General features: G+C 71.6%; 16 protein-coding genes. 8 read left to right on the top strand and 8 right to left on the bottom strand.

The window, feature by feature from the left end; translation table 11 throughout:
* Nucleotides 1-8: 8 nt before the first annotated feature.
* From OG488_RS30185 to OG488_RS30175, 3 genes are read right to left on the bottom strand one after another with little or no spacing between them, the layout of a single operon-like run.
* On the bottom strand, nucleotides 9-1,307 hold the full coding sequence (locus OG488_RS30185; RefSeq protein WP_329234421.1) for an ABC transporter substrate-binding protein: 1,299 nt from the start codon (nucleotides 1,305-1,307) through the stop codon (nucleotides 9-11).
* On the bottom strand, nucleotides 1,307-2,146 hold the full coding sequence (locus OG488_RS30180) for a carbohydrate ABC transporter permease (RefSeq protein WP_329234419.1): 840 nt from the start codon (nucleotides 2,144-2,146) through the stop codon (nucleotides 1,307-1,309). Before OG488_RS30180 ends, OG488_RS30185 begins: the two co-directional genes overlap by 1 nt.
* Nucleotides 2,143-3,099, bottom strand: coding sequence for a carbohydrate ABC transporter permease (locus tag OG488_RS30175; protein WP_329234416.1), 957 nt, complete (start codon nucleotides 3,097-3,099; stop codon nucleotides 2,143-2,145). The genes OG488_RS30180 and OG488_RS30175 overlap by 4 nt, the downstream gene beginning before the upstream one ends.
* Before the next feature lie 124 nt (nucleotides 3,100-3,223).
* On the opposite strand from OG488_RS30175, the gene OG488_RS30170 reads away from it, so the two are divergent.
* From OG488_RS30170 to OG488_RS30160, 3 genes are all read left to right on the top strand, one after another.
* Nucleotides 3,224-4,090 (top strand): phosphotransferase enzyme family protein, encoded by an 867-nt coding sequence (locus OG488_RS30170; RefSeq protein WP_329234413.1) that lies wholly within the window; start codon nucleotides 3,224-3,226, stop codon nucleotides 4,088-4,090.
* A gap of 301 nt (nucleotides 4,091-4,391) precedes the next feature.
* Entirely contained in the window at nucleotides 4,392-4,904 is a 513-nt protein-coding gene (locus OG488_RS30165) for a hypothetical protein (RefSeq protein WP_329234410.1), read from the top strand.
* Between the two features lie 201 nt (nucleotides 4,905-5,105).
* A complete protein-coding gene (locus OG488_RS30160) occupies nucleotides 5,106-5,459 on the top strand; it encodes a DUF4333 domain-containing protein (RefSeq protein WP_329234407.1) in 354 nt (117 codons plus the stop codon).
* Nucleotides 5,460-5,475: 16 nt separating this feature from the next.
* Here OG488_RS30160 and OG488_RS30155 read toward each other — a convergent pair whose 3' ends face one another.
* Together OG488_RS30155 and OG488_RS30150 are read right to left on the bottom strand one after the other, a co-directional pair.
* Nucleotides 5,476-6,210 (bottom strand): 3'-5' exonuclease, encoded by a 735-nt coding sequence (locus OG488_RS30155; protein ID WP_329234404.1) that lies wholly within the window; start codon nucleotides 6,208-6,210, stop codon nucleotides 5,476-5,478.
* Nucleotides 6,211-6,288: 78 nt separating this feature from the next.
* A complete protein-coding gene (locus OG488_RS30150; protein WP_145811960.1) occupies nucleotides 6,289-7,521 on the bottom strand; it encodes an SAV2148 family HEPN domain-containing protein in 1,233 nt (410 codons plus the stop codon).
* Between the two features lie 380 nt (nucleotides 7,522-7,901).
* Here OG488_RS30150 and glgX point away from each other — a divergent pair, with 380 nt between their 5' ends.
* Entirely contained in the window at nucleotides 7,902-10,055 is a 2,154-nt protein-coding gene (glgX, locus tag OG488_RS30145) for a glycogen debranching protein GlgX (protein WP_329234397.1), read from the top strand.
* Nucleotides 10,056-10,152: 97 nt separating this feature from the next.
* Nucleotides 10,153-12,552 (top strand): malto-oligosyltrehalose synthase, encoded by a 2,400-nt coding sequence (gene treY, locus OG488_RS30140; protein WP_329234394.1) that lies wholly within the window; start codon nucleotides 10,153-10,155, stop codon nucleotides 12,550-12,552.
* A gap of 26 nt (nucleotides 12,553-12,578) precedes the next feature.
* Here the strand turns inward: treY and OG488_RS30135 are convergent, their stop codons facing one another.
* Nucleotides 12,579-13,238 (bottom strand): TetR/AcrR family transcriptional regulator, encoded by a 660-nt coding sequence (locus OG488_RS30135; RefSeq protein WP_329234391.1) that lies wholly within the window; start codon nucleotides 13,236-13,238, stop codon nucleotides 12,579-12,581.
* Nucleotides 13,239-13,475: 237 nt separating this feature from the next.
* On the opposite strand from OG488_RS30135, the gene OG488_RS30130 reads away from it, so the two are divergent.
* Complete coding sequence (locus OG488_RS30130; protein WP_329234388.1) at nucleotides 13,476-15,368, top strand: RICIN domain-containing protein; 1,893 nt, start codon at nucleotides 13,476-13,478, stop codon at nucleotides 15,366-15,368.
* A 133-nt stretch (nucleotides 15,369-15,501) separates the two neighbouring features.
* Here the strand turns inward: OG488_RS30130 and OG488_RS30125 are convergent, their stop codons facing one another.
* Nucleotides 15,502-16,068, bottom strand: a complete 567-nt coding sequence (locus OG488_RS30125; protein ID WP_329234384.1) for a DUF1707 and FHA domain-containing protein — start codon at nucleotides 16,066-16,068, stop codon at nucleotides 15,502-15,504.
* A 163-nt stretch (nucleotides 16,069-16,231) separates the two neighbouring features.
* Between OG488_RS30125 and OG488_RS30120 the strand changes: the two genes are divergently transcribed.
* Both OG488_RS30120 and OG488_RS30115 read left to right on the top strand, forming a co-directional pair.
* Nucleotides 16,232-17,191: a GNAT family N-acetyltransferase gene (locus tag OG488_RS30120; RefSeq protein ID WP_329234381.1), complete on the top strand. Its 960-nt coding sequence runs from the start codon at nucleotides 16,232-16,234 to the stop codon at nucleotides 17,189-17,191.
* Nucleotides 17,192-17,425: 234 nt separating this feature from the next.
* Nucleotides 17,426-18,337: a GNAT family N-acetyltransferase gene (locus OG488_RS30115; RefSeq protein WP_329234378.1), complete on the top strand. Its 912-nt coding sequence runs from the start codon at nucleotides 17,426-17,428 to the stop codon at nucleotides 18,335-18,337.
* Here the strand turns inward: OG488_RS30115 and OG488_RS30110 are convergent.
* Nucleotides 18,309-19,703, bottom strand: a complete 1,395-nt coding sequence (locus OG488_RS30110) for a GH1 family beta-glucosidase (protein ID WP_329234375.1) — start codon at nucleotides 19,701-19,703, stop codon at nucleotides 18,309-18,311. The genes OG488_RS30115 and OG488_RS30110 overlap by 29 nt on opposite strands.
* Between the last annotated feature and the right edge of the window lie 176 nt (nucleotides 19,704-19,879).

The raw sequence follows: 19,879 nt of genomic DNA, 5'->3' as shown, positions 1-19,879 counted from the left end.
CGTCCGGATCAGCGCTGGTAGCGGGCCAGCACCCGGTTCCCGTCGTCGACCAGGCGTTTCCTCAGCTCCCCGGCGCCGATGGCCCCGCTGTAGTACTCCTGGAGGGCGGGTGTGGCGACCTTGTCCTTCCACTCGGGATAACCGCGCACCGACTGCGCGGGGGCGGGGCGCAGTGCCCGGGCGAGGGCGGTGCCCGCCGCCCAGCCGTTCTCCTCGGTGTGCAGCGCGGGGTCGGCCAGCGCCTCGGTGCCGGTCGGCAGCATCCAGTCACCCCTGGCCAGCCGCACCACGTTCGCGGGGCGCAGCAGGAAGTCGATGAACCGCACCGCCTCCTCCTTGTGCGGGCTGTCCTCGGCGACCGAGAGGGTCTGCGGGCTGACGCCCTGGGCGAGTCCGCCGCTGCCGGCCGGGGCGGGCAGCACCGTCCACTCGAAGCCCTCGGGTGCCTGCTCCACGACCTGCTGGCGGTAGGAGAAGCCCAGCGGGACCATGGCGTACTTGCCCCCGAAGAAGCCGGGGAGGGTGTCCGAGCCCCCCATGCCGAGCGCGGAGCGCGCCGCGCTGCCGTCGGAGCCGACCTGGTCCCGGACCGTGCCGGGCACGACCCCGTCGCCCTCGCCGAAGCGGATGGTCACCCTGCCGTCCGCACCGCGGTGGAAGAGCTGCCCGCCGGCGGAGAGGCCGAGGTTGAGCGTGACGGAGACCGGCTCCTTGAGGGGCCAGGCCACCCCGTACGTCCCCTTCTCCGTCAGCTCCGCGGTGACCTCGCGGAACTCGGGCCAGCTCCAGGGCTTCTCCGGGGTCGGGATCCGCACGCCCGAGGACTCGAGGATCTTCGTGTTGGCGATCAGGACCTTGGGTTCCTGGAGGAACGGGACGCCGTAGACGCCGTCGCCGAAGGTGGTGGCCTCCCAGGACCGCCGCGGGATGTCCTCGGTCAGCCGGCCGGGCAGCAGGGGCCGCAGGTCGGCGAGGTATCCCCCGTAGGCGAAGTCCGCGAGGTCGTCGGAGGCGTCGTGGATGATGTCGGGCGCCTCGCCGCCCTCGAAGGAGGTGAGCAGCTGGTCGTGCACGTTGTCCCAGCTGCCCTGGACGTAGTCGACCTGGATGTCCGGGTGGGCGGCGTTCCACTCGCGCACGAGCTGCTTGTTGGCGTCGACGGACTCCTTCTGCCAGGCCAGTGACTGGAAGCTGAGCCGGATCGTGCCGTCCGCGTCCCCGTCGCGGTCGCCCCCTCCGGAGCATCCGGACAGCAGGAGGGCGAGTGCGGTCAGCGCGGCGGCCGTCGCGGGGAGGCGGCGGCGCATCAGTGCTTCACCGCCCCGGCCGTCAGACCGCCCGTGATGCGCTTCTGGATGACCGCGAAGAGCACGAGCGAGGGAAGGGTGGCGAGGAAGGCGGCGGCGGCGAGCGGCCCGAGGTCGGCCACTCCCTCCGCGCCGAGGAAGTGGGTGAGTACGACCGGCAAGGTCTGCTTCTCCGGTGTCTTGAGCAGGACGAGTGCGAAGAAGAACTCGTTCCATGCGGTGATGAAAGCGAAGAGCGCGGTGGCGACGATCCCGGGGGCCAGCAGCGGCGCGGTGACCGACACGAGGATGCGCGCCTTCCCGGCGCCGTCGACCGCGGCGGCTTCCTCCAGTTCGGGCGGGACGGCCCGTACGTACCCGGCGAGCATCCAGAGCGCGAAGGGCAGCGACCAGACGACGTACACCAGGATCAGACCCCACAGCGAGTTGATCAGGTGCAGGTGCTTGAGGACCAGGAACAGCGGAATGATCACCAGGACGAAGGGGAACGCCTGGCTGACCACGACCCATCCGGTGGCGGCCGTGGACAGCCTGCCCCGGTGACGCGCCATCACATAGGCCATGGGTGTGGCGATGACGACCGCGATCAGGGCGGCGCAGACCGCGGCGGTGAGCGAGTTGGCGGCGGCCCGGAGCAGCGGCTGCTCGTCGAAGGCCTGCCGGAAGTTGTCCAGCGTCGGGTCCTCGGGGATCCACGTGGGATGCAGCGAGCCCAGCTCCCGGGCCGGCTTGAAGGCGGTGGAGATCAGCCAGAGGAAGGGGAACGCCAGGAAGACGAGATAGCCGAGGAGGGCGGCGTACTGCCCGGCGCGCGCGGTTCTGCCCGTACGGAGGCTCATGCGTCCTCGCCTCCCCTGAGCCGGCCGACGAGGTAGAGGGCGAGGAGCACCGAGATGACGGCGACCATCACGCAGCCCATCGCGGCGGCGTATCCGAACTGTCCGTAGCGGAAGGCCTCTTCGTAGGCGAAGAGCATGGGCAGCCGGGTGCGGCCGCCCGGTCCGCCGCTGGTCAGGACGTAGACCAGGGCGAAGGAGTTGAAGTTCCAGATGAAGTTGAGGGCGCTGATGGCGAGGGCCACGGGTCTGATGGCGGGCCAGGTGACCGTACGGAAGCGGCGCCAGGCCCCCGCGCCGTCGAGGGCGGCCGCCTCGTGGAGTTCGTGCGGGGTGTTCTGCAGGCCCGCCAGGAGCGCCACGGCGGTCTGCGGCATACCGGCCCAGACGCCGACGACGATCACGGCGGGCAGTGCGGTCGCGAGTCCGGTCAGCCAGTCCCTGCCGTCGCCGAGCCCGAGGTCGCGGATGGTCTCGTTGAGGATGCCGGCGTCGGGGTTGTAGACCAGGCGCCACATGATGCCGACGACGACCTCGGGCATGGCCCAGGGGATGATCGCCAGCGCCCTGGCGAGCCAGCGCATCCGCAGGTTCGCGTCGAGCAGCAGGGCGAGGCCGAGGGCGAGCACGAACTGGGGCACGGTGACCCCGACCGCCCACAGCAGGCCGATCCGGAAGGAGTCCCAGAAGAGGGTGTCGTGCAGGAGGTCCTGGAAGTTGAGGACACCGATCCACTGGGTGGAGCGGGTGCGGCCCGACTGTGCGTCGGTGAAGGCCAGCGCGATGCCGTAGAGAAGAGGGCCGACGCTCAGGATCAGGATGGGGATCAGTGCGGGCAGTACCAGGAACCAGGTGGCGCCGTCCCGTCGGCGGCCCTCGTCCCGTGGGCGGCCGTCCTTTCGGCCGCCCCGGGGGGCCTTGCGCCCGGACCGCGCCACCGCGCTCGTCAATGTCATGAATTCGACCCCTTTGTCTCTTCGGATCGGTTCATCCCCGTATGGCCGCCCGGGCGGCCCCCGTCATCGTGCTGACGGGCCGCCCGTTCGTCAAGGTGGCCTGCGGGGATGAGAAAATCGAGCCATGGACGAGATGCGCGCGCGTGAGGTACTGACCGCAGCCGGACTGCCCGGCGGCGCGGAGCTCCTCGCGCTGGGCGAGAACGCGGTGTTCGGCGTCGGCGACCTGGTGGCCAAGGTCGGGCGGGACGCCACCCACCACCCGGAGCTGCGGGAGCGGGCCGTGCGCGAGGTGGCCGTGGCACGGTGGCTCGCAGCCGCGGGCGTACCCGCCGTGCGGGCCGCCGAACCCCTGGCCCGCCTCGCGGAAGGACATCCGGTGACCCTGTGGCACCGGCTGCCCCCGGCGGTGCGGCCGTCCGAACCGCGCGATCTGGCCCCACTGCTCACCCAGGTGCACGCGCTGTCCGCCCCCGAGGACTTCACGCTGCCCCGCCGTGAGCTGCTCGGCGGTGTCGAGCGGTGGCTGCGGCTCGCGGGCGACGCGATCGATCCCGCGGACGCCGACTATCTGCGCGGCCGGCGCGACGGGTTCGCGAAGGCCGCGGCGGCGCTCGCCCCGCACCTTCCGCCGGGCCCCGTCCACGGCGACGCCCTGCCCCGCAACGTCCACGTCGGACCGGACGGGCCGGTGCTGGTCGACCTGGAGACCTTCTCCTCGGATCTGCGCGAACACGACCTGGTGGTCCTCGCCCTCTCCCGGGACCGGTACGGCCTGCCCGCCCCCGCCTACGACGCGTTCACCGAGGCGTACGGATGGGACGTGCGCACCTGGGAAGGGTGCGCGGTCCTGCGCGGCGCACGCGAGACCGCGAGCTGCGCCTGGGTCTCCCAGCACGCGCCGGGGAACCCGAAGGCGCGGGCGGAGTTCGAGCGCAGGGTCGCCTCACTGCGCGAGGACGACCCCGAGGTGCGCTGGTACCCCTTCTGAACTCCCTCTCCACGAACGGAATCAAAGAGGAGCGGGAGGAGGGATCTTCGCACGGCTCCGGGCCGCGGGCGCCCGTCCAGCCGCGACTCTCCACCGAACGCCCCCCGCACGCACACACCGTGCGCCGGCCGCCGGAACCGCACCTGAACACCTCGGATCGATCGTCCGTACCATGCGCTTGGCAGTTCCGGGCGTCGGCTTCGCGCGCACCGTCCGCCCGGACACCGGCGCGTCCCCGCGACGGGTCGCGCGGGGACGGCCGGCCTTGCACCGGCGATCCGGCCCCTCATAGGTTGACCTCATGGGACTCTTCGACATGCTGACCGGAACAAGGCGCCCGGAGGACGGCGTGGTGCCGCGGCCGGCCGAGGACGTGCGGACCGCCCTGCTCGGCCTCAACAGCCCGGATGTCCCGTACGTCGTCCACGACGGCGCGGAGTACGACGCCGACCTCGTGGCGGAGTGGCGGATCGCCGAACCCGCGTGGCAGAACTTCTTCATCTCCTCCCAGCTGACGCACGCCGTCCGGATCCGCATGCGCCTGGCCGGGGAAGGCCATGAGGTGCGCGCCGTGGAGGAGCAGTGGGAGGTCACCCGGGTCGGGAACCCCCCGCGTTTCCGGACGTCGGCGGAGTACTCGCGCGGCGCGGGCAGGACCGTCTCCCGCCGCTACACGCTCAAGCGCGGGGAGAGCGGACGCATCGAGGCGACGGAGACGTTCAGCTTCGACAGCGCACAGCTCACCGAACCCCTGAGGAACGCCGCCCTGGAGTCGGGCTGGGCCTGGCGCGGAGTGGTCTTCGGTAAGCTCTGATCGTCGGCGGGGCCCGACTCGACGGGTCGGCCCGCGACATCCCCCACCACTTTCCGGACATGTCCGTCCGGACACGGATCTTCCCGGTGTGTCCCGCACTCGTCGCCGTGAGTCGGCCGGGGCGCCCTCCGGCGTGATCCCCGGCGCAGGCCGGCACGTGAGCTACCGGCGTCAGGCTTGATCATCCAGAATGGAGCCCCTATGGCCATACCCCGCTCGACCGCAGCGAAGTGGAGCGTTCCGGCCGTGGCCGCGGGCGTGCTGCTCGTCGGCTGCTCGGCGTCGCTCGACGTCGGAAGGACCGACCCGAAGCTGTCGGCGGAGAAGCTGGCCACCACGGTCTCCGAGAAGCTCGCCCGGACGACGGGCCGGCCGAAGCCGGACATCAGCTGCCCCGAGGATCTCGCCGGGAAGGTCGGCACCACGACCCGGTGCGAGCTCACGGCGAGCGACGGCAGCACGCTCGGCGTGACGGTCACTGTCACCTCGGTCGAAGGAGAGCAGATCAACTTCGACATCAAGGCCGACGAGACGGCGTCACCCGCCCCCAACTGACGTCCCGACGGCCGGATCAGCCTCTTCCGCCGACGGGCTCCCGCCTCCGGGGGATGAGCGGCCAGGCAGGCTCGACGACGGCCGCCGGATCCGCGGTGCGCCGCAGATAGGCCTGCAGCGAGAGCGACTGCTCGGCGGCCGCGTGCACCTGAAGGCCGTGCAGGTCCTCCAGCGGCATCACACCGACCGGCTGGTGCCTCTCCCCCATACGCCGCACCACGCGCGCGGCCGCCAGGGCGTCGGCTCTCGCGTCGTGCGCGTCCTCGAGCGACACCCCGTAGTGGGTGCAGAGCGCGTGGAGGGCCCGCTTCCCCTTCCGGTACTTGTCGACGTGCTTGTCGATCACGAGCGGGTCGATGACGGGCGAGGGCGCGTCCCCCAGCCTCTCGCTGACCGACTCGACCCCGTGGCGCCCGCATTCACGGTCGAGCAGCGACAGGTCGTAGCGCGCGTTCATGACCACCAGGGGCGTTCCCGAGCGGAGCCCGTCGGCGACGGCCCGGGCGATCTCCCCGATCGCGGCGGCGGCCGGCCGGCCGTGCTCGCGGGCGCGTTCCGTCGAGATGCCGTGGATCGCCGAAGCCTGCTCGGGTATGGCCACGCCGGGATCCAGCAGCCAGGTCCGCTCCTCCGAGACGGATCCGTCCGCCTCCAGCCGGACGACCGCCGCCGTGACGATCCGGTCGGTCTCGACGTCCGTCCCCGTGGTCTCCAGGTCGAACGCCAGCAGCGGCCCGCTCATCCAACTCATCCCGTACCTCCTCCTGTGGTGCTTTTCCCCACGTGACGACCACCTTCGCACGCACCACTGACAACGCGGGGGGAGGCCTCAGGAGACGGGCCTGGAGTCCGTCCAGACCGACTCGAACTCCTCGCGGTACGTCTCGAAGAGGCCGTGCTCACTGTCCTGCCCCGCCCTGACCACCGCACGCCCCCCGCCGCGCAGCACCAGCACGGGCGCCTCCATGCCGCGTGCGCGCCGCAGATACGGCTGGACGACCCCGACCGCGTCGGGCCCGTCACCGTCCACCAGGTAGGCCGTGAAGCGCGGCGTCTCGTCGAAGACGTGGATCTGGAAGGCGCCCGGGTCGCGGAGCTTGGAGCGGACCCGGCGCATGTGGAGGATGTTCATCTCCACCGAGCGGCTCAGTTCGCCCTTCTTGAGGCCCAGTTCACGCTCGCGGCGCTTCACCGCGCTGCTCGCGGGGTTGATGAACAGCAGCCGAACCCGGCACCCCGACTCGGCGAGGCGGACCAGACGGCGCCCCGAGAAGTTCTGCGTCAGGAGGTTGAGCCCTATGCCGATCGCGTCCAGCCGGCGCGCGCCGCCGAACAGGTCCTCGGCGGGCAGCTGGCGCTGCAGCCGCACCCGGTCCGGGTGGACGGAGACGACGTCGGCGTAGCGGTCGCCGACCAGCTCCTCCACCGCGTCCACGGGCAGCCGGTCGGCGGACGGGACCGCCGCACCGCTGCCGAGGATCTCCAGCAGGCGGGCGGAGGCCCGCTCGGCCTGCGCCAGGACCGCCTCGTTGAGCGCGCGGTTGCGGGAGACGACGTTGCGCGCCACCTCCAGCTCGTCCAGCGCGAGCTCCACCTCGCGGCGGTCGTCGAAGTACGGCTCGAAGCAGGGCCAGTGCTGGACCATCAGCTCACGCAGTTGCGGCAGCGTCAGGAAGCTCAGGACGTTGTCGTCGGCCGGGTCGAGCAGGTAGCCCTTGCGGCGCGAGACCTCCCGGACCGCGACGGCGCGCTGCACCCACTCCTGGCCGGCGGGCCCCGCGGCGGCCACGACCCAGTCCTCGCCGTGCACCGGCTCGTAGATCGGCCGGATCACGGCGGAGACCACGGCGCGCAGCCGTTGTTCCACGAGATTCAGCCAGATGTACGCACGCCCCGCCCGCTGGGCCCGTGTGCGCACCTCGTTCCAGGCGTCCGCTCCCCAGTCCAGCTCAGCACCGATCTCCATGGGCTGGGCGAGGGAGACAGCACCTGGCGGGGCATCTGTCGATTCCCCCTCGTGACCTGCGTCACCTGGGGGCAGCTCGAATCCTCCCGAGCTCACCCGTGTACCGCCTTCCACTCCCCCACCAACGATCAAGGAAGGGTACTCCGGCAGCGGGAGCCGGTGCAGCCGGATGCACAGGCTCCTTACTCAACTCCCCTATCTCGCAGGCCCGTTCCTTGCGGGGAGATCGGGTGGAGTGAGATGGTTCATAGCGATTGCGCACCCCCTCGCACGCCGCATACCGGACGGAGGAGCTGTCGGGAGGCCCGTGACACCTGTCCGGGCGACACCGAGGTGTCCCAGGTTGACCGGCCCGACGGGACCGGGGCGACGGGACCCGGCCGCACCGGCCGACGTACTAGGTACGGGACCGTCTTTCGGGGAGTATCGGGTCGAAAACACCCAGCACCCGGATCAGAAGTGGAAGAGTCCTATCTATGCAGGTCTGGCCGGGACACGCGTATCCGCTCGGCGCCACCTACGACGGCGCCGGAACCAACTTCGCGGTCTTCTCGGAGGCCGCCGACCGAATCGAGTTGTGCCTGCTGCACGACGACGGTTCAGAAACGGCGGTGGAACTCCGCGAGACCGACGCCTTCGTCCGTCATGCCTATCTGCCCGGGGTGATGCCGGGTCAGAGGTACGGCTTCCGGGTGCACGGGCCCTACGAGCCGCAGCACGGACAGCGCTGCAATTCGGCGAAACTGCTCCTCGACCCGTACGCACGTGCGATCTCCGGGCGGATCCAGTGGGGCGAGGCGGTGTACGGCTACCCGTTCGGCAAGCCGGACGAGCGCAACGACCTCGACTCGGCCCCGCACACCATGAGCTCGGTCGTGGTCAACCCGTACTTCGACTGGGGTGACGACCGCCGCCCGCGGACCGACTACCACCGCACCGTGATCTACGAGGCCCACGTGAAGGGCCTGACGATGCTTCACCCGGGCCTGCCCGAGGAACTGCGCGGCACCTACGCGGGGCTCGCGCATCCCGAGATCATCGCCCATCTGACGGAGCTGGGCGTCACCGCCATCGAGCTCATGCCGGTGCATCAGTTCGTCCAGGACCACCGTCTCGCGGACGCCGGTCTGGCCAACTACTGGGGTTACAACACCATCGGCTTCTTCGCCCCGCACAACGCCTACGCCTCCTGGGGCGACCGCGGCGAGCAGGTGCTGGAGTTCAAGCAGGCGGTGAAGGCGCTGCACCAGGCGGGCATCGAGGTGATCCTCGACGTGGTCTACAACCACACGGCGGAGGGCAACCACCTCGGCCCGACGCTCTCCTTCCGGGGCCTCGACAACGCCTCGTACTACCGCCTGGCCGACGACCAGAAGTACTACATGGACACGACGGGCACGGGGAACTCGCTGCTGATGCGGTCCCCGCACGTCCTGCAGCTGATCATGGACTCGCTGCGGTACTGGGTGACCGAGATGCACGTGGACGGATTCCGCTTCGACCTGGCGGCGACGCTGGCCCGCCAGTTCCACGAGGTCGACCGGCTGTCCTCCTTCTTCGACCTGGTGCAGCAGGACCCTGTGGTCAGCCAGGTGAAGCTGATCGCCGAACCGTGGGACGTGGGCGAGGGCGGCTACCAGGTGGGGAACTTCCCCCCGCTGTGGACCGAGTGGAACGGCAAGTACCGGGACACGGTGCGGGACCTGTGGCGGGGTGAGCCCCGCACCCTGGCGGAGTTCGCCGGGCGCCTCACGGGCTCCTCGGACCTCTACCAGGACGACGGCCGGCGCCCGCTCGCCTCGATCAACTTCACCACCTGCCACGACGGTTTCACGCTGCACGACCTGGTCTCGTACAACGACAAGCGCAACGACGCCAACGGCGAGGGCAACCGGGACGGCGAGAGCCACAACCGCTCGTGGAACTGCGGGGCCGAGGGGGAGACCGAGGACAAGGAGATCCTGGAGCTGCGCAGCCGTCAGATGCGCAACTTCATCGCCACGCTGATGCTCTCCCAGGGCGTGCCCATGCTGAGCCACGGCGACGAGTTCGCCCGTACCCAGCGGGGCAACAACAACGGCTACTGCCAGGACAACGAGCTCTCCTGGGTCCACTGGCCCGATCCGGCCGCCGCCCGCACCGAGGACGGCGAGGAGGACGGGGGCGGCACGGACACGAGCCTGCTGGAGTTCACCCGGTCGATGGTCTGGCTCCGCCGCGACCACCCGGTCTTCCGGCGCCGGCGCTTCTTCCACGGCCGCCCGGTGGAGGGCACGCACGACGAGCTGTCCGACATCGCGTGGTTCACCCCCCGGGGCGAGGAGATGACCCAGCGGGACTGGCAGGCCGCCCACGCCAAGGCCATGACGGTCTTCCTGAACGGCCACGCGATCTCCGAACCGGGCCCGCGCGGTGAGCGGATCGCCGACGACTCCTTCCTGCTCATGTTCAACGCGGGCGCGGAGTCCCTGGAATTCGCCGTCCCGATGAACCACGGCAAGCAGTGGCAGGTCGTCGTGGACACGGCGATCCCGGACGGGGTACCGCCCGGCGCGGGGCCGAAGGTGTCGGCGGGTGAGCGGGTGACGCTGGTAGGGCGCAGCCTGACGGTGCTCAAGCGTCCGGCGTAGGCCGATGGGGTGACGGGCACCGGCCGCGCGGCGGCCGGTCGGTGCCCGGCGGCGGAGAAGGTGGGAGAGACGGGCCCGGCTGGGTACGTACGAATCCATGACGCCCACCGCCACGTACCGGCTGCAGCTCCAACCGGACTTCCCGTTCGCCGCCGCCGCGGACGCCGTGCCGTATCTCGCCGAGCTCGGCGTCTCCCATCTGCATCTGTCCCCCGTACTGGAGGCCGTGCCCGGTTCGGGACACGGCTACGACGTCGTCGACCACACCACGGTGCGGGCCGAGTTCGGGGGCGAGGAGGGACTGCGGGAGCTGGCCCGGACGGCACGCGCCCACGGCCTGGGGCTGGTCCTGGACATCGTGCCGAACCACATGGCCGCCGCGCCCCGGCACAACCTGCCGCTCTGGGAGGTGCTGCGCGAGGGCCCGGAGTCACCGTACGCCCGCTGGTTCGACATCGACTGGGCCGCGGGCGGCGGGAAGGTGCTGCTGCCGGTGCTCGCGGGGCGCGCCGGCGAGGAGAGCGGCAGCTTCGGGACGGGCACCCGGGACGACGGCACTCCCGTACTCCGCTACGGCGACCTGGAGTTCCCGTTGCGGGAGGGCACGGCGGGCCTCCCGCTTCCGGAGCTGCTGTCGGCGCAGCACTACCGGCTCGCCTGGTGGCGGCTGGCCAGGACCGAGCTGAACTACCGGCGGTTCTTCACCATCTCCGATCTGATCGGCGTCCGGGTGGAGCACCCCGAGGTCTTCGCGGCAACGCACGGCAAGATCCTCGAACTGGTCCGCGACGGGGTCCTCGACGGGCTGCGGATCGACCACCCGGACGGGCTGGCGGACCCCGCCGCGTATCTCGGGCAGCTCGGTGAGGCCACGGACGGGCGGTGGACCGTGGTGGAGAAGATCCTCACCGGCTCCGAGGCCCTGCCGGCCGGCTGGGCGGTCGCGGGGACGACCGGGTACGACGCCCTGCACCGGATCGACGGCCTGTTCACCGATCCGATCGGCGCGGCGGACCTGCTGGGCCGCTACCGGGACTTCGCCGGCCCTCCGGGGGACCGCGGCGGCTACTGGACCGCGACGGTCCGCCGGGCCGCGTACCGCGTCGTCACCCATGAGCTGGCGGCCGAGACCGAGTGGCTGACCCGCCTCGCCGTCGAGGCGTGCGCGGGTGATCCTGCCCTTGCCGACCACGCGCCGTGGGCGCTGCGCACGGCGGTGCGCGAGCTGCTGGTGCGGGTCCCCGTCTACCGGCCGTACGTGACGGCGGGCGGCCCGCTCACGGAGATCGCCGAGTCGACGCTTCCGGCGGAGGCGGTGCGGGACGCCAAGGCGGTGTTCTCCGTCTCCCAGGAGGCGGCGGCCGTCGACGTGGTGCGGGATCTGGCGCTGGGCCGTCTCGGGGACGGGCCGGAGCACGCGGCGTTCTGCGCACGGTTCGCGCAGACGGCCTCCGCGCTGCACGCCAAGTCGGTCGAGGACACGGCGTTCTACCGGTACGTGCCGCTGATCTCCGCGACCGAGGTGGGCGGCGACCCGGGACAGCCGGCGGTGAGCCCGGAGGAGTTCCACGCCTTCTGCGCGCGCATCGCGCGGGACTGGCCGGCCACCGGCACGGTGCTGACCACCCACGACACCAAGCGCAGCGGCGACGTACGGGCCCGGATCGCGGTCCTGTCGGAGTGTCCCGAGCGGTGGTCCTCGCTGGTGGCGCAGCTGGCCAGGGCGACGTCCGCCCCTGCCCCGGATCCGCAGCTGGCCTGGCAGGCCTGGCAGTCGGCGTACGGCTGCGCGGGGCTGCCCGCCGGTGAGATGGCGGGGAGGCTGGAGCCCGCGCTGCTGAAGGCCGTGCGCGAGGCGGGCCTGCACACCAGCTGGACGGAGCCGGATCCGGCGTACGAGAGGGCGGTGACCGACTTCGTGGCGGCCGGTCCGGGCAGCGACGCGGGCGAGGCACGGACGATGATGACCAGGTTCGCGGACACGCTCGCCCCCTTCGTCCGGGCCAATGTGCTGGGTGCCGCGCTGGTGCACCTGACCATGCCCGGCGTGCCCGATCTGTATCAGGGCACGGAGCGGGAGTACATCGCTCTGGTCGACCCCGACAACCGGCGTCCGTTCAGCAGGCCGCGCGGGGGCGACGACGAGAAGGCGGCGCTGACGACGGCCGCGTTGCGCCTGCGCCGGGAGCGCCCTGGGCTCTTCGACGAGTCGGGCACCTACGTCCCGCTGGCGGCGCGGGGCCCCGCGGCCGCGCACTGCCTGGCGTTCTGCCGGTCCGGTGAGGTGGTCACGGCGGTGACCAGGCTGGCCCTGCGCCTGGACGAGGAGGGCGGCTGGCGCGACACGGAGCTCGTACTGCCCGACGACGGCCCGTGGACCGATCTCCTCTCGCCAGGACGGGAGTTCACGGGGGCCGTCGTCAGTGTGGCGGGGCTCTTCGCCGATCGGCCGGTGGCGCTCCTCACGAGGGCGGGGGCTGTTCCCGGTCGCGTGTGAGAGGCGCACGGGGTGACGACTGCGACTCAGCGCTCCCCGGCGGGACCGAACCGGTGGGGAGCGAGGGTGGTCAGCAGCGAGCTGACCACGAGGTCGGTCGAGGCCGCCATGTCCACGGCCTCGGGTGACAGCAGCCACTGCACCTGGAGGCCGTCCATGACCGCGATGACGGCGTTGGCCGCGGTCTCGGCCTCGCCGGCGCGGTCGTCCGGCAGGTCGCAGGCCTCGCGCAGCGCGTCGGCGACGAAGGCGCGCAGCCCGCTGTACCGGTCGCGGAAGTAGGTCTGGGCGGGGTGGCTGTCGGTGACGGACTCGGCCGACAGCACGGCGTACAGCCGCACGATGCCCTCCCGCTCGGCGTTGCGGAGCGCGGTGTCCACCAGGTGGCGCAGGAATTCGAGGCCCTGGGGGCGGTCGGCGCCCAGCTGCTCGATGTCCGTCTGGTCCCGCAGTTCCAGGACGCTGGTGAGCAGGAGCGCCTTGGAGCGGAAGTAGTGCAGGACGCCCGCCTGGGTGAGGCCGGCCTGCTCCGCGATCTCGGCGAGCGAGGCGTTGTTGTAACCGCGGGCACCGAAGGTGTCCATCGCGATGTGCAGGATGCGCTGCTGTCGCTGCTTGGCCTCCGCGCTGCGCGGGGTGCGGGGCCGGGTCTTGTGGGCGGGCGTGCGCGCTGAAGGGTTACTCACCCGCGCAGCCTAATCCCGCTCCCCCTCGCGGGCACCGGCCTCCTCGGCACGACGGTCGACATGTGACCTGTATCACTTACTAACCACTCAGTGGGTGTGCTTTCATATGCGACGGCATCTCAACTCCTGCTTGTACAGAGGCATTTGTTCACCGGCGTCGGCACCTGCCCGAAGTGGGACCGAGGGCCGCCGGCCCCGCGCGCACCCCGCACCGGTACGAACCCAAGGAGCCGCACCATGTCACCACTCAGTCCCGCCCGCCGTCGGCGAACCGGAGCCGTGGGCGCCGCCCTGGCCCTGGCCCTGGCCGGTCTCGGCCTCTCCGGCTCGGGCGCCGCCCAGGCCGCCGACCCCACGGCGCAGGTGTGGATCACCACGCCGGACGGCGGCAAGAAGCTGGCCGCCGACGGCAGCATCCCGTTCACCGCCACGCCCCAGGCCGTGGACATACGCATCGACGGCGCCAGCAAGGGCCAGAGATTCACCGGCGCCGGGGCCTCGGTGACCGGCGCCTCCGCCCACCTGATCCAGGGCCTCCCCCAGGACAAGCGCGACGCGCTGATGAGGTCGCTGTTCTCCACTGCCGACGGCATCGGCCTCAACTACCTGCGCCAGCCACTGGGCGACTCCGACTTCAACGCCGCCGGCGGCTTCCACAGCTACGAGGACACGAGGGGCGCCTTCTCCATCGACCGCGACAGGAGCGAGATCCTCCCCGTCCTCAAGCAGGCCACCGGCATCAACCCCGCCATCCGCTTCATGGGCTCGCCCTGGTCCCCGCCCGCCTGGATGAAGACCAACAACTCGCTCATCGGCGGCAGCCTGAAGACCGAGAGCTACCAGGCCTACGCGGACTACCTGGTCAAGGCCATCCGGGCCTACGGGCAGGAGGGCATCGGCCTGACCGATCTCACCGTCCAGAACGAACCGGAGTTCGCGGCCGGTTACCCGTCGATGACCATGACGTCCGGTAGCCAGGCGGAGTTCTTCAAGGTCCTCGACCGCACCCTCACCGCCGCGGGCCTCCCCACCAACCTGCTGGCCTACGACCACAACTGGGACCACCCCGACTATCCGATCGAGGTCTTCGACGGGACCCGCGGTATCAACCGGGTGATCGGCGCCGCCTTCCACTGCTACGGCGGGGCACCCTCGGCCCAGCAGCAGGTCGTCGGCGCGGGCAAGCGCGTCTTCTTCACCGAGTGCTCGGGAACCGACAGCACCGACCCGGCCACGACCTTCGCGGACACCCTGCGGTGGCACGCGGAGAACCTCGTCGTGCAGAACATGCGCAACGGCGGGGAGACCGTCATCGACTGGAACCTCGCCCTCGACCGGAACGGCGGGCCCCACCAGGGCGGCTGCGGCACCCGCTGCAACGGAATCGTCGAGATCGCCGACGGCACGGTCAGCCGTAACGCCGAGTACTACGTCCTGGGCCACGTCACCAAGTTCATCAAGGCGGGGGCCACCCGCATCGGCTCCACCAGCCAGGGCGGCGGAGGGGTGCAGAACGTCGCCTTCCAGAACCCCGACGGCAGCCGCGCCGCCTACGTGGTCAACACCTCCGCGGGCGCCCAGCGGCTCTCGCTGACGGACAACGGCAGGTCCCTCGCCTACACCCTCCCCGCCGGCGCCGTCGCCACCTTCGTGTGGGACGGCACCGGCACCACCGAACCGCCCGCGGGATCGATCGACCCGAGCGCCTGGTACCGGGTGAGGAACAGCCACAGCGGCTCCTGCCTGGACGCCGCCGCCTGGGGTACCGCCGACGGCACCGCGCTCCAGCAGTGGGCCTGTGGCACCGGCGCCAACCAGAGCTGGCAGTTCCGTCCCGCCGGCGACGGCACCTACCAGGTCGTCAACCGGCACAACTCCAAGGCGTGGGACGTCGACGGCGGCGCGGGGGCCACCGGAAACGGCGTCAAGGTCCACCTCTGGTCCTACGAGGGCGGAAGCAACCAGCGGTGGAAGGCGGAGTCCGCCGGCACCGGCGGACAGTACCGCTTCTCCGCCCTGCACAGCGGCAAGTGCCTGACCGTGGACGGCTCCTCGACGGCCGACGGCGCCCGGCTCGCGCAGCAACCGTGCGACGGCTCGCCCGCGCAGGCGTTCACCCTGACCGGATGACCGGATGACCGGATGACCCGCTGACGCTGTGCCCCGGTCCGTGGGGTCCCGGTCCTCCGGAACGGGACCCCACGGACTCCGGCGGAGGGACGTGCTGGACCCGACGGACCGTCCGTCCGGGCGGACGCGGCTCTCAGGCCGGGGGCGCCGGCAGCGACGCGGTGAGCCGGAAGGTCATCCGGCCGAAGCTCACCTGGTCGCCCTCGCGCACCACGACCGAGCCGACGACCCGCTGGCCGTTGACACAGGTGCCGTTCGTCGAGCCCAGGTCGCGCAGCACCCACCGGCTGCCGTGCGCGGTCAGCTCGGCGTGCAGCCGTGACACCGTCTCGTGGCTCAGCCGGAGCCCGTTGCCCGGGTCGCGGCCGATGCGCAGCGGGTGCGGACCCGGCATGGGGAGCAGGAGTCTGGGCAGCCGCTCGGACTGCCACGCCCTGCGCACCCGGGCGGGGAAGGCGGAGACCCCTCCCACCGCGCGGAAGAGGTTGCGGGACCAGCGCCCACCGGAATCGAGGTCCGAGGTGAGCGCCTTCAGCTCCTCGGAACGCCGGGCGGTCAGGGCGATTTCCATGCGGCGCAGGAACGTGTCGTGGGAGAGCTTCCCCTGTGCGGCGCCGTCTCTGAGCACACCGAGAACACGGTCGCGCTCGGCGTCCGAGAGCCGCGCGGGATACGTGTGGTGCTCGAAGGAGGACGTCACAGGACCGATTGTCGGGCCGGGACGCCCGGGGTGTCCAGACGATGCCCGTTTCCGGTCGCTCCGACCTGCGCGGCAGCGGGAGAACACGGCACCGCGGCGGCACCCGGGTTGTTAGGGTCGCGCGACGCCGTCCACCGGACCGGCGCGACCTCGAGGAGCCTTCGTGACCCTTGCACCATCGGAACTGACCATCCGTCCGCTCGCGGGCGCCGACGAACTCGGTCTGTTCTGCGGCCTTTCCTACGTCCTGGACCATGAGCTGGCCGATGACCTCGCCACCGGCCGTCGCCGCCCCGAGTGGATGTGGGTGGCGCTGCGCGGCGACCGCGTCCTGGCCCGGATCGCCTGGTGGACGGGGCAGGAGGGTGCCGCTCCCCAGGCACTGGACTTCTTCGACCTGGACGACACCCTCCCGGACCCGGAGCGGGGCGAGATCGGGCGGCAGTTGCTGGAGAAGGCGGAGGCGGCGGTCCTTCCCGCCGGGTCGGCCCGGCCGGAGTACGGCCGCTTCGTGCCGCCGGACTGGCGGGAGGACCCGGCGGTACGCGACGGGGTGGAGGCCCGGATACGGGTCATGGAGGCCACCGGCGCCCGCATGCTCGTCGAGCGGCTGCGGCTGGAGTGGCGCGGGGGAACGCCCGTTCCGGAGGACACCGGCCGGCTCACCTTCCGCCCGGTGTCCGGCCGTGAGGACCTCGTCGCCCTGATGACCCCGGTGATGGAGGGCACGCTGGATGCCCACGGGCAGCAGGACCTGGCCTCCGGACTGAGTGCCCGCGAGGCGGCGGAGAAGCACTACGACGAGGAGTTCGCGCACTTCGGCACGCCGCGGGAGTGGTGGCGGATCGCGGAGCTGCCGGGCGGTGAACCGGTCGGCTTCGTGGTCCCGGCCCGCAACAGCTACCACCCGGTGCTCGCGTACATCGGGGTGCTGCCCGCCCACCGCGGCCACGGCTACATCGACGACATCCTCGCCGAGGGCACCCGGGTCCTCGCGGCCCAGGGCGTGGACCGGATCAGGGCGGCCACCGACCTCGGCAACGTGCCGATGGCGAAGTCCTTCGAACGGCTCGGATACGTGAACTTCGAGCGGGCGTTCAACATGACGTGGGACCAGCCGTAAACCGGTGGACCTCGTGAGCCGGGGCCCGTACCGTCACGGACGGAACAGGCCCCGGACCGTCACGGACGGACCCGGGCCCCGGGCACGGAAGGAGGCGAGACACGTGCGCACCCGCAGCACCGCTCCACGTACCACGTCGTACCCGCGCTCCCGTCCCGTCCTCGGGGTGGTGTCGGACCCGGTCTGACCGGGGAGCGCGGCTTCTCCCGTCACCGAGTCCCGGAGGACCCTTCCATGACCGTTCCGGTCATCCGTTCGCTCACCCAGGGCGACGCACATCTCTTTGCTTCACTGCGGGACCCCGGCCTCGTCGGCCGTGCCGCGTTCGGCCACCGCTGGGCCACCGTCGCCGACGGCGGTGAGTACCGCCCCGAGTGGACCCGGGTCGCCCTGCGCGACGGCGTCGTCGTCGCCAGAGCCGCCTGGTGGGGCGGGCCCGAGGACACCGAGCCCGTGATCCTGAACTGGTTCGACGTCGCCGAGGGCGAGGGCGCGGCGGGCGCCGAACTGCTGCGCACCGCCCCCTGGTCCGTCGAGTACGAGCTGATCGTGCCGCCGGGCTGGCGGGACCTGCCCGCGGTGCGGGCCGCCGCCGGGGCGCGGATCGCGGCGGCCGAGGCCGCCGGCATGAAGCCGCTGGTCGAGCGCTACCGCTACGAGTGGACGCCCGCGGACGGTCTGCCGGAGCGGCCCGGCCGGCTGGTCTTCCGTGAGGAGCCCGACGACGCAGTGATCCTGGACGTGCTGCGCCGGGTCCACTCCAGGACGCTGGACGCCCACGCCCTGCGTGCCGTCGAGGGACCGGGCGGCCTGGAGCGGGCCGCCCAGGAGGAGCTGGACTTCTTCCACTGGTGCCCCTCCCCCCGTTCCTGGTGGCAGCTCGCCCACACGCCGGACGGAGCGCTCGCGGGCATCCATGTGCCCGCGCGCAACCCGGGCGGCCCCTGCATCGGCTTCATCGGGGTCGTCCCCGAGGCGCGCGGCCACGGCTACGGCTACGACCTGCTGGTCGAGAGCACCCTCTTCCTCGCCGGGGAGGGCGCCACGTCCGTCGCGGGCTCGACGGACGTGGGCAACGTGCCGATGGCGGCCGCGTTCGCCCGGGCCGGGCACCGCGTCATCCAGGAGCGCGTTCACCTGAGGTGAGCGCCGGTCCCTGCGTACCGCCGGTGCGCTGCGCGCGGATGACGTCGCGGTACCAGGCGTACGACTCCTTGGGGGTGCGCCGCAGGGTCTCGTAGTCGATGTGGACGAGGCCGAACCGCTTGCTGGCGCCCTCGGTCCATTCGACGTTGTCGGTCAGCGACCAGGTGAAGTAGCCCCGTACGTCGACGCCCGCGTCGATGGCCGTGCGCAGCGCCTCCAGATGCCCCTCCAGGAAGGCGATGCGGCGGCCGTCGGCGACGGGCTCGTCGACCGCGCAGCCGTTCTCCGTGATGTAGACGGGCGGCAGGCGGTCACCGAAGCGGTCGCGCAGTTGACCGAGCGTCTCGGCCAGTCCCTGGGGGACGACGGGCCAGCCGAAGTCGGTGGTGTCGTACCCCTCGATCTCCCGGATCCCGAACGGGAGCCCGGCGGGCATGGAGTACCCGGAGAAGGAGTCGAGCGCGTCGGGCCGGGGCGCGCCGACGAGGGTCGGGTTGTAGTAGTTGACGCCGTACCAGTCGAGGGGGGCGGAGATGACCTTGAGGTCCTCCTCGACCGGCCCCGGCATCAGCGCGGCGAACCCCTCGTCGGGATAGCGGCCGGTGAGGACGGGATCCGCGAACAGCCAGTTGGTCAGGGTGTCGTAGATCTCCGCGCCCATGCGGTCCTCGTCGGACTCCCCCGCCGTCCAGACGGGGGTGTGGGAGAGGGCGATGCCGATGTTGTCCGCGCCGGCCGCGCGCAGCGCCCGTACGGCCAGCCCGTGGGCGAGGAGCTGGTGGTGGGCGGCCGGCAGCGCGTCGAAGAGAAGGGTGCGGCCCGGGGCGTGCTCGCCCAGCGCGTAACCGAGCATCGTCACCTCGGCCGGTTCGTTGATGGTGATCCACATGGGGACACGGTCGGCGAGGCGCTCGGCGACGATCCCCGCGTACTCGGCGAAGCGGTAGGCGGTGTCCCGGTTGAGCCAGCCCCCGGCCTCGTCCAGCGGGAGCGGGGTGTCCCAGTGGTAGAGCGTGGGGGCGGGGGTGATCCCGTGGGCGCAGAGTTCGTCGACGAGCCGGTCGTAGAAGTCCAGCCCGGCGGGGTTGAGCGAGCCGCTGCCGCCGGGTACGACCCGGGGCCAGCTGATGGAGAAGCGGAAGGCGTCCGCGCCGAGCCCGGCGAGCAGGGCGACGTCCTCGCGATAGTGCTCGTGGAAGCCGGTGCCACGCGTGGTGTCGGTACCGTCCTTGATCCTGCCGGGCTGTGCGGCGAAGGCGTCCCAGCCGGACGGTCCTTTGCCGTCCGTGTCGAACGCGCCTTCGGTCTGGAAAGCGGAGGCGGAGGCTCCCCAGAGGAAGCCGGGTGGGAAGGGCGGCACGGTCATCTCGGCCTCCAGCAGCCGTAAGAGGGACCTTGTATGACTGCCCGGGTTCCCTGCGAATGAGCAGAACCCGGCAGGGCAATGATCAGGACCAGACCCTAATCGCCAGTTGCGGGCTTGCTCCAGTGTCCCGGGACCGTGCGTGCGAATTCCGCCGATCATGAGGCCTCCGGCGAGGC

It is taken from the genome of Streptomyces sp. NBC_01460, from assembly GCF_036227405.1.
Classification (GTDB): Bacteria; Actinomycetota; Actinomycetes; order Streptomycetales; family Streptomycetaceae; genus Streptomyces.
This window is presented reverse-complemented; position numbering and strand designations above follow the sequence as displayed.